Origin of the sequence: Hydrogenophaga defluvii (assembly GCF_042665235.1) — a bacterium.
GTDB classification, from domain to species: domain Bacteria; phylum Pseudomonadota; class Gammaproteobacteria; order Burkholderiales; family Burkholderiaceae_C; genus Hydrogenophaga; species Hydrogenophaga defluvii_A.
Genome location: NZ_JBHTBZ010000047.1, coordinates 1 through 7,284, shown reverse-complemented (window position 1 = coordinate 7,284; position 7,284 = coordinate 1). Strand labels below are relative to the sequence as shown.

Annotated in this window: 7 protein-coding genes and 3 pseudogenes; 4 read left to right on the top strand and 6 right to left on the bottom strand. The window is 63.5% G+C overall.

Annotation, left to right across the window (positions count from 1 at the left end):
• The 3 genes from ACFQU0_RS15905 to tnpA form a co-directional block, all read right to left on the bottom strand.
• Positions 1 to 683: transposase domain-containing protein (locus tag ACFQU0_RS15905; RefSeq protein WP_465262195.1), on the bottom strand; the 683-nt coding region annotated here is incomplete at its 3' end.
• An 80-nt stretch (positions 684 to 763) separates the two neighbouring features.
• Positions 764 to 1,096 (bottom strand): IS66 family insertion sequence element accessory protein TnpB, encoded by a 333-nt coding sequence (gene tnpB / locus ACFQU0_RS15900; protein ID WP_382202492.1) that lies wholly within the window; start codon positions 1,094 to 1,096, stop codon positions 764 to 766.
• Positions 1,093 to 1,431, bottom strand: a complete 339-nt coding sequence (gene tnpA, locus ACFQU0_RS15895; protein WP_382202490.1) for an IS66-like element accessory protein TnpA — start codon at positions 1,429 to 1,431, stop codon at positions 1,093 to 1,095. Before tnpA ends, tnpB begins: the two co-directional genes overlap by 4 nt.
• A 152-nt stretch (positions 1,432 to 1,583) precedes the next feature.
• Here tnpA and ACFQU0_RS15890 point away from each other — a divergent pair.
• Positions 1,584 to 2,138 (top strand): annotated as a pseudogene (locus ACFQU0_RS15890) (IS6 family transposase); the annotation flags it as partial.
• A gap of 106 nt (positions 2,139 to 2,244) precedes the next feature.
• Here the strand turns inward: ACFQU0_RS15890 and ACFQU0_RS15885 are convergent.
• Entirely contained in the window at positions 2,245 to 3,405 is a 1,161-nt protein-coding gene (locus ACFQU0_RS15885) for an acyl-CoA dehydrogenase family protein (protein WP_382202489.1), read from the bottom strand.
• A gap of 20 nt (positions 3,406 to 3,425) precedes the next feature.
• Positions 3,426 to 4,235 (bottom strand): IclR family transcriptional regulator, encoded by an 810-nt coding sequence (locus tag ACFQU0_RS15880; protein WP_382202487.1) that lies wholly within the window; start codon positions 4,233 to 4,235, stop codon positions 3,426 to 3,428.
• Between the two features lie 156 nt (positions 4,236 to 4,391).
• Between ACFQU0_RS15880 and ACFQU0_RS15875 the strand changes: the two genes are divergently transcribed.
• Both ACFQU0_RS15875 and ACFQU0_RS15870 read left to right on the top strand, forming a co-directional pair.
• Entirely contained in the window at positions 4,392 to 5,603 is a 1,212-nt protein-coding gene (locus tag ACFQU0_RS15875) for a CaiB/BaiF CoA transferase family protein (RefSeq protein WP_382202485.1), read from the top strand.
• 263 nt (positions 5,604 to 5,866) lie between these two features.
• Positions 5,867 to 6,997 carry a CaiB/BaiF CoA transferase family protein gene (locus ACFQU0_RS15870; RefSeq protein WP_382202483.1) on the top strand — a complete coding sequence of 377 codons (1,131 nt, stop codon included), beginning with the start codon at positions 5,867 to 5,869 and terminating at the stop codon, positions 6,995 to 6,997.
• Between the two features lie 24 nt (positions 6,998 to 7,021).
• Here the strand turns inward: ACFQU0_RS15870 and ACFQU0_RS15865 are convergent.
• Positions 7,022 to 7,167, bottom strand: a pseudogene (locus tag ACFQU0_RS15865) (IS110 family transposase); the annotation flags it as partial.
• 28 nt (positions 7,168 to 7,195) lie between these two features.
• Here ACFQU0_RS15865 and ACFQU0_RS15860 point away from each other — a divergent pair.
• Positions 7,196 to 7,284, top strand: a pseudogene (locus tag ACFQU0_RS15860) (IS66 family transposase); the annotation flags it as partial.

Below are 7,284 nucleotides of genomic sequence, written 5' to 3'. Positions count from 1 at the left end.
CAGGTGCCCACCCACTGCGCCAGGGTCGAGCGAGGGATGGCCAGGCCAGCGCGGCCGAAGATCGCCTCCTGCCGGTACAGCGGCAGGTGATCGGCGTACTTGCCCACCAGCACCTGGGCCAGCAGGCCAGTGGTGGGGATGCCTTTGTCGATGACGTGCGCCTCGACCGGCGCTTGTTGAATGGTCTCGCACCGGGCGCAGGCCCACTTGCCGCGGATGTGGCGCTCGACGCTGAACACGCCGGGCACATAGTCCAGCTTCTCGGCCACGTCCTCGCCCACGCGTTTCATCTGGCAGCCACACGCGCATGTGGTGGACGCAGGTTCGTGGTGGACCTCACGGCGCGGCAGGTGCGCCGGCAGGGGCATCCGCTTGGCCTGTCTCTTCTCGGGGGTGGCCGGTGCTTGCGTCTGCGCCAGCGCGTCGATCTCGCTGGCCACGGCCGCCAGGTCCGCTTCGATCTCGTCTTCGAGCAGGCTCTTCTGCTCGGGGTTGAAGCGCTCGGACTGGGCAGCGAACTTCATGCGCTTCAGGAGTGCGTTCTCTTGGGTGAGCTTGTCGATGAGGGTCTGCTTGAAGGCCAGTTCCTGGTCCTTGGCGGCAGCGGCCTGCAGCATGGAGAGCAGCGCCGAGCGCAGTTGCTCGGCGCTCAAGCTCTCCAGCGATTGCGGTTCCACCACCATGGGCATGAATGTGCCAGCGCCAGTGCAGCAGCGCCATTGGCATATGCACCGATTGGCAGGCAGCAGGCCTGCGATCAGATTCAGAGCACGGTGATGACGCCACCATCGCCCAGGCGCTGCCAGGGTAGGCCCAGCACCAGCGCATCGAACTGAGAGCGGTTGAGTGTGGCGGTCAACGCACCCTCACGAGGCCAGACGAACTTGCCGCTGTTCAGGCGCCGTGCTGCCAGCCACACCCCGATGCCGTCGTGCACCAGCACCTTCATACGGTTGGCCCGTCGGTTGGCAAACAGGTAGGCGTGATGCGGACGCGCAGCACCGAAGACGGCCACCACACGGGCCAGCGCGGTGTCTGTGCCGGCGCGCATGTCCAGCGGCTCGGTGGACAGCCACAGGGCGTCGATGCGGATCACTTGAGCAGGTCCCGCATCCAGGCCGCGCAGTGCTCGGCCGCCGAGACCGGCCAGGTCAGCGTCACGCGGGTGGCGCCACGGCGCAACTCAATGCGGATGTCTGGCGCCGGCGCGCAGCTGGGCGCCGGCAGCGCCACCGGCACGAAGTTGGGGACTTGCAGATCCAAACTCAGGGCATGAGCCAGGCGGCGCCACTTGTGCACGACGTTGGCGTTGATGCCGTGCGCGAGTGCCACGCTGGCCACCGAGGCACCGGGCCGGGCGCACTCGGCCAGGATCTGCTGCTTGAGCTCGGCGCTGTGGCGCCGACGGGTCTTGTTCTGGGCTTCGGTCATGGTGTCCACCTATCTGGTTTGGTGGACACCATCGTTGCCGCTTACGCCGATGCCCTCAAGGGTGGGATGACCGTCCGCTTACGTTCTTTTTGCTGGCGGTGGCGTAGAACTCACACCCGCAGTCCGTGGCGCTGCCCAGATCTCGGTCGCCGGTGGACCATGCGACTGTTCACCGCTGGGCCCTGAAGATCTTGCCCGTCTTGGCCGGGGTGTTCCGCCGACGAAAACGCGCAGTCGGTGCCTCCTGGCGCATGGATGAGACCTACATCCTGGAGGGTGGGCAATGGAAGTGTCTGTACCGCGCTGTTGACCGGATGGGCCACACGGTGGATTTCCTGCTGACGGCCCGCCGTGACGAGGCTGCGGCGCGGCGTTTTTTCGAGCAAGCCATCAACCTACACGATGTCCCCGAGAAGATCACCATCGACAAGAGCGGAGCGAACACGGCGGCTGTGAGGGGATTGCTGGAGGACAGTGGGCTGGCCATTGAACTGCGCCAGTCCAAGTACCTGAACAGCATCGTTGAGCAGGATCACCGCGCCGTCAAGCGACGGGTCAGGCCCATGATGGGGTTCAAGTCATTTTGGGCTGCCCGCCGGATACTTGCCGGAGTTGAGACGATGCACATGATTCGCAAGGGGCAGATGAGCTGCCCCAAAGGGCCAGTCAGGCCAGTGGCACAGCAGTTCTATAGCCTGGCTATTTGAAGTTGAGGTCATCAGCCAACTCAACACGCCTGTCCACTGCTATCGCGACACAACCTTCAGGCCGCCCGTTCGCCGCTAACGCGACAGGCGAAGTCGGGTGAGGGAATCAGCGTTGCTCCGCCGCTTGGGCGAGGACGCGCTTGGCGATATTGGTGATGTGGATCTGGCTCGTACCTTCGTAGATCCGAAAGACGCGCACGTCACGAAAGAACCGCTCGGCCACGTTGCCGGCCATGTAACCGCTGCCGCCGAACACCTGCACCGCCCGATCGGCGACCCGGCCGCACATTTCGGAGGCGAAGAGCTTGCTCATGGATGCTTCCGTGGTGACATCCTCGCCTGCATCGCGCTTGCGCGCCGTCTCAAGGAGCAGCGCCCGCGCAGCATGAACTTCTGTGTTACTCTCTGCAATTAGTTGCTGAACCAATTGGAACTCGCCAATCGCCTGCCCTGACTGCCGGCGCACGAGGGCCCGGTTTGCCATCTCCTCGACCAGCCGAATGGCTGGCCCGATGCACAGGCCAGCCAGGTTGATGCGCTGCTTATTCAATGCTCGCATCGCAGTGCGGAAGCCTTGCCCCTCCAACCCGCCGACAATGGCACTCTCGTGCACGCGCACGTTCTGTAGCACCACGTCGCCGACAGGCGAGCCGTGCTGGCCCATCTTGCGCACTGCGGGTGGAGTGGTGAGCCCGGGGGTGCCGCGCTCGACCAGGAAGGCCGTGATCCCTTTGGCACCTCGCGCGTTGCCGTCGGTACGAGCGAAGACGGTGAACAGGTCGGCAATGGGCGCGTTCGTGATGAAGCACTTGCGGCCATTGAGGACGAAATGGTCCCCGTCGCGAGCCGCGGGCGTCTGCTGCGCAGTCGCGTCGGAGCCAGCCTCAGGCTCCGTGAGCGCGAAGCAGCCGGTGATGCGCCCGGATGCCAGCTGCGGCAGGTATTGGTTCTTCTGCGCCGGCGTACCGTCGACCACGAGCGACTCGGATGCGATTCCGGTATTGCCGCCAAAGCGTGCACGGAAGGTGGTCGCCACCTGCGAAACTTCAATGTTGACAAGCGACAGCTCCTCACTTGTGAGTCCGGCACCACCGTACTCCTCGGGAATGCTATGACCAAACAGGCCGACTTCGCGCATGCGCTGCACGATCGATTCGGGAATGACGTCTTTGACGTCGACCTGTTCTTCCAGTGGCAGGCACTCGGTGCGCATGAACTGACGCACTCCGGTCAACAGGGCTTTGAATTTTTCAGGGTCTCTGATCATAGGGATAGATTGAGGTGAGATCAGCGCAGCGCCTGGGCCGTTTCAAGCTGCCGGGCGGCGTCTTTCAGCAGCGGGACAACTTCACGCACCAGCTTGTCTTTGGTGGCTCGGTACGCGGCGATGGTGCAGTTGATGGCGAGCGGCGGCTCTCCCGCTGGCTGTCGGATAGGCACAGCCACCGCATGGATGTCCTTCTGCCAGTCGCCACGCGAAAGGCAGAAACCTTCAGCAGAGAAACGCTTTACATCGGTTTCCCACATGGCGAGCCAGGCATCAAACTGCACGCGGTCCTGTACCTTGATGTAGTTCAGTATTGCAGTGCGTTCGGCCTGTGGGCAGGCGAGGATGAGTGCACGCCCGATCGCGCTGGGCAGCAGCGGTCGGGAACTGCCGATGTCGGGCAGGTGCTGATTGGCGGCATCGGCGCGCACCGAATCCACGTAGACGACATTGACGCGGTCGCGCATCCCCACATTGACCGTGCAACCGGTGTGCCGGGCCAGCTTTTCAATGATGGGCTTTGCGAGTTGCCGTACGTGCATGCTCGCCAGCAAGGGCTGGCTCAGCGAGAGTACGCCGGGGCCGAGGCGGTATTTCTGCAGAGATGAATCGCGCGCCAGATAGCCAAGCAACGTAAGGGTATACGTCAGCCGCGAGATCGTCGGCTTGGGAAGCCCTGTGCGGTCGGAGATCTCACGGTTGCCCAGAACTGGCGTCGCGGCTGTAAACGCGCGCAGCACTTCCATCCCACGCGCGAGGTTCATGGAGAACTGGCGATCAGCTAATAGGTCATGCGGGTCTACGAGGCCCGGAAGGGTGATGGCGGTCACGTGGCGCGGTTGTATTTGGTTGCGTGTCGGCATGATTGGCGTGGTGGAAGAAAGGGTCAAGTTTTTGAGCCTAGTGTTTTGCTGTGCGAAATGGGGCATTGTTACTCAATGCCATCGCTGGCACAAACGTAACGCAAACCTGCAGGAGCTTCTCGCATGACATCCCCCACCACCTCCCGCGGCGCCTTAAGCGGCGTACGCATTCTCGACATGGCGACAGTACTCGCCGGTCCAGCCGGCGCCACACTCTGTGCTGACCATGGCGCCGACGTTGTGAAGCTCGAGCTGCCGGATGGCAGCGATGCCCTGCGTCACATGCAGCCAGTGAAGGAAGGCATACCGCTATGGTGGAAAGTGGCCAATCGCGGCAAGCGCGGCATCACTCTGGACGTGCGCAAGCCCAAAGGGCGCGAGTTGCTGCTCTCCATGCTGCCGAGCTTTGACGTCTTGGTGGAGAACTTCCGCACGGGTACGATGGACCGATGGGGTCTTGATATTGGCACTTTGCACCGCATCAATCCCCGGTTGGTGGTGATCAGGCTGACGGGCTTCGGTCAGAGCGGCCCCTACAGCGGGCGTCCGGGCTTCGCTCGTATTTTCGAGGCCATGAGCGGTTTCACGAGCCTGACCGGTGAGCCTGACGGTTCTCCCCTGCACTGCAACTTTCCGGTCGGTGATGCGGTTGCCGGCCTTTTCTGCGCCTTCGCCATCGCCGCAGAGGTTGCGCGTCTGCGCGGCGACCCGCAGGCAAAAGGCGCGGAGGTGGACCTCTCCGCCACGGAGGCGCTTTTCCGTGTGCTAGATCCGCTGCCTGTCGAGCACGAACAGCTGGGGCAAGTCCGGCCGCGCACCGGCAACCGCACCAGCTACACGGCGCCGTCCAATATGTACCGCAGTGCCGATGGCCTTTACTTCTCCTTGGTCGCATCCTCGGAGGGCACCTACCTACGCCTGTGTGAGGCCGTGGGTAAACCGCAGTGGACCAAAGACCCGCGTTTCGCGACGAATCCGTTGCGGGTCAAGAACATGGACGTGCTTGACGCAGAGCTGAGCAGCTGGTTCCAGGCACGGCCGTTCCATGAGATCTCAGCCCGACTAGTGGAATGCGAGATTCCCTTCACCAAGGTCTACACCATCGAGGACATCAAGGCGGACCCGCACTTCATCGCTCGTGAGAGCATCATCCGTCTACCTGATCCGGACTTCGGCAGTGTGCCGGCGCCCTGTATCGTGCCAAGGGTATCCGGCCGGGAGATGCCAAAACCTCGCAGCGGACCAGCCGTTGGCGAGCACAATAGTGAGGTGTATGGAGAGTTCGGCCTAGGCACATCGGAACTCTCGGCCTTGCGCGCTGAGGGCGTGATCTAGCGCATTCATGCTGGGCTTGATCCAGCCCGACGTGCTCCCATTCATTGTTCCGTATTTCCACGTGTTCGAATCATGGCCCATGCCCCACCGCGCAGCGCAGCGCGTGCGCTTGAGGGACCAGCTTGCCGGCAAGCGCAGCCGGACTTCACAAACTTGATGCCGCACGTGCGCCACCTGCGGCTGGAGAACGTCATGGGACATTTGGCACTGCCGTTGCAGGGCACCATGAGCGCCCGCACACTGATCAACTTCAGGGGGACTTCATGAGCGGGCCGCTGACCGGAGTGCGCGTGCTGGAGATGGAGGCAATTGGGCCAGTGCCGTGGGCCGGGATGATGTTAGCCGACATGGGCGCCGATGTTCTCCGCATCGACCGGCCCGAGGCGCCTCACATGGGACTACGGCGCGACGAACGCTTCCAGTTCAATGCGCGTGGCAAGCGTTCGATCGTAACGGACGTCAAGACACCGCGGGGCCGCGACCTCGTGCTGGAACTGGTCGGCCGGGCGGATGTGCTGCTCGAGGGACTGCGGCCTGGCGTCATGGAGCGCCTGGGCCTGGGGCCGGACCCGTGTCTCGCCAGGAACCCGGCGCTGGTGTACGGCCGCATGACAGGATGGGGCCAGACAGGGCCGATGGCGCAGGACGTTGGTCACGACATCAACTACATCGCCACAACCGGCGCGTTGCATGCGGTTGGGCGTGCCGATGGTCCGCCTGTTGTGCCGCTCAACCTCATCGGTGACTTTGGCGGCGGGGGCATGCTGGTGGTGGTCGGCGTACTAGCGGCGCTTCTGGAAGCCCGGACGAGCCGAAAGGGACAGGTGGTCGACGCGGCCATGGTTGATGGCTGCCTTGCCTTGCTTGCACCGATCTTGGGCCAGTGGCAGGCCGGCGAGTGGGCGGACCAACGCGAGGCGAACTGGCTCGATGGCGGCGCACCCTTCTACGGCACTTACCCGACCGCCGATGGACTGCACTTGGCCGTCGGGGCGATCGAGCCGCGCTTTTATGCCGCTCTGCTAGATGGCCTCGGCCTCGGCAACGAAAAACTGCCCCGCCAACACGATAAAGAGGCCTGGCCTGTAATGCGCGAGCGCTTTTCCAACATCTTTCGACGGCATCCGCGCGATCACTGGTTGTCCGTTTTCGACGGAACTGAGGCCTGCGTGTCGCCCGTCCTGTCCCTATCCGAACTGCACACCCAACCTCACCTTGCCGAGCGCGCATGCTTCGTGGAGATCGACGGTGCCGTCCATCCAGCACCGGCCCCGCGCTTTTCGCGCACCCCTTCCCGCATCAGTTCCCCTCCCGTGGAGCGAGGCACCGGCGGGGAGTCTGCCCTCATCGAATGGGGGCTGAGTCCTGAGCCCCAGCAAGTCAATCCCACCTGACCCTTACCGAGAACTGACCTTGAGGTCGAGGTATTCGCTGCCCAAGTCGTTGTATTCAGTTCCGTCGCGAAGCATGTGGTATGCGGCGGTGAGCATCAAGTCGGCACAGCGAGGATGGCCTTCTTGGCGCTTCGACGCGCCTTGATCCGCAGAAACTGCGCTCGCAGGTAGCCCAGGCTTTCAAGATGGGCTGACTGGACGCTCACGCTGTACCGGCAGGAGGCGATCTTCGGCCGCGCTGGCCTGGCCATCCCTCGCTCGACCCTGGCGCAGTGGGTGGGCACCTG